The organism is Aedoeadaptatus coxii (assembly GCF_001553115.1).
GTDB lineage: Bacteria > Bacillota > Clostridia > Tissierellales > Peptoniphilaceae > Aedoeadaptatus > Aedoeadaptatus coxii.
On record NZ_KQ960156.1, the window covers coordinates 1 to 1231 of the forward strand.

Sequence of the window (1231 nt, forward strand, 5' to 3'; positions counted from 1 at the left end):
AAAAAAGAGACGCATTTGCGCCTCTTTTCGTTTTCTCTTATTCTACAATCTTGGAAACTACGCCGGATGCAACGGTGCGGCCGCCTTCGCGGATAGCGAAGCGTAAGCCTTCGTCCATTGCGACGGGAGTAATGAGTTCTACTTTGAATGTAGCGTTGTCGCCGGGCATTACCATTTCGACGCCGTCTTGTAAGGTGATGTCGCCGGTTACGTCGGTTGTTCTGAAGTAGAATTGGGGACGGTAGCCGTTGAAGAACGGGGTGTGACGTCCACCTTCTTCTTTGCTCAGTACGTATACTTCGGCTTCGAATTTGGTGTGGGGTTGGATGGTTCCCGGTGCTGCCAATACTTGGCCGCGTTCGATGTCGTCTCTTTGGACACCACGAAGGAGTAAGCCGACGTTGTCGCCTGCTTGGGCTTGGTCGAGTTGTTTTCTGAACATTTCGACGCCGGTAACGACGACGGTGCGTTTTTCGGTGGTTAGGCCGACGATTTCGACGCTGTCGTTTACTTTGATGACGCCGCGTTCGACACGTCCGGTTGCTACGGTTCCACGGCCGGTAATGGTGAAGATGTCTTCTACGGGCATGAGGAAGGGGTGATCGATGTCACGTACCGGATCGTCGATCCATTCGTCGACGGTATCCATGAGGGCTACGATTTTGTCGCCCCATTCGCTGTCGGGATCTTCTAATGCTTTTAAGGCACTGCCTACGGTGATAGGGGTGTTGTCGCCGTCGAAGTCGTATTCGCTTAAGAGGTCGCGTACTTCCATTTCGACGAGTTCGATGAGTTCGTCGTCATCGACTTGGTCTTGTTTGTTAAGGAAGACGACGATTTTGGGTACGCCTACTTGGCGAGCAAGTAAGATGTGTTCGCGTGTTTGGGGCATGGGGCCGTCTGCTGCAGATACTACGAGGATGGCGCCGTCCATTTGTGCTGCGCCGGTGATCATGTTTTTAACGTAGTCGGCGTGTCCCGGGCAGTCTACGTGTGCGTAGTGACGTTTTTCGGTTTCGTATTCTACGTGAGATGTGGAAATGGTAATACCACGTTCTCTTTCTTCAGGTGCTTTGTCGATGTTTGCGTAGTCGACGAATTCGCCGCTGCCGAATCTCTTGTTTAATACAAGGGTGATTGCTGCGGTAAGGGTGGTTTTACCGTGGTCAACGTGGCCGATGGTGCCGACGTTTACGTGCGGTTTGGTTCTTTCAAATTTTCCTTTTGCCAT

At 52.0% G+C, this 1231-nt stretch carries 1 protein-coding gene; it reads right to left on the bottom strand.

Annotated elements, in window-relative coordinates:
- Positions 1-37: 37 nt before the first annotated feature.
- Positions 38-1231 (bottom strand): elongation factor Tu, encoded by a 1194-nt coding sequence (tuf, locus tag HMPREF1863_RS00870; RefSeq protein WP_068366358.1) that lies wholly within the window; start codon positions 1229-1231, stop codon positions 38-40.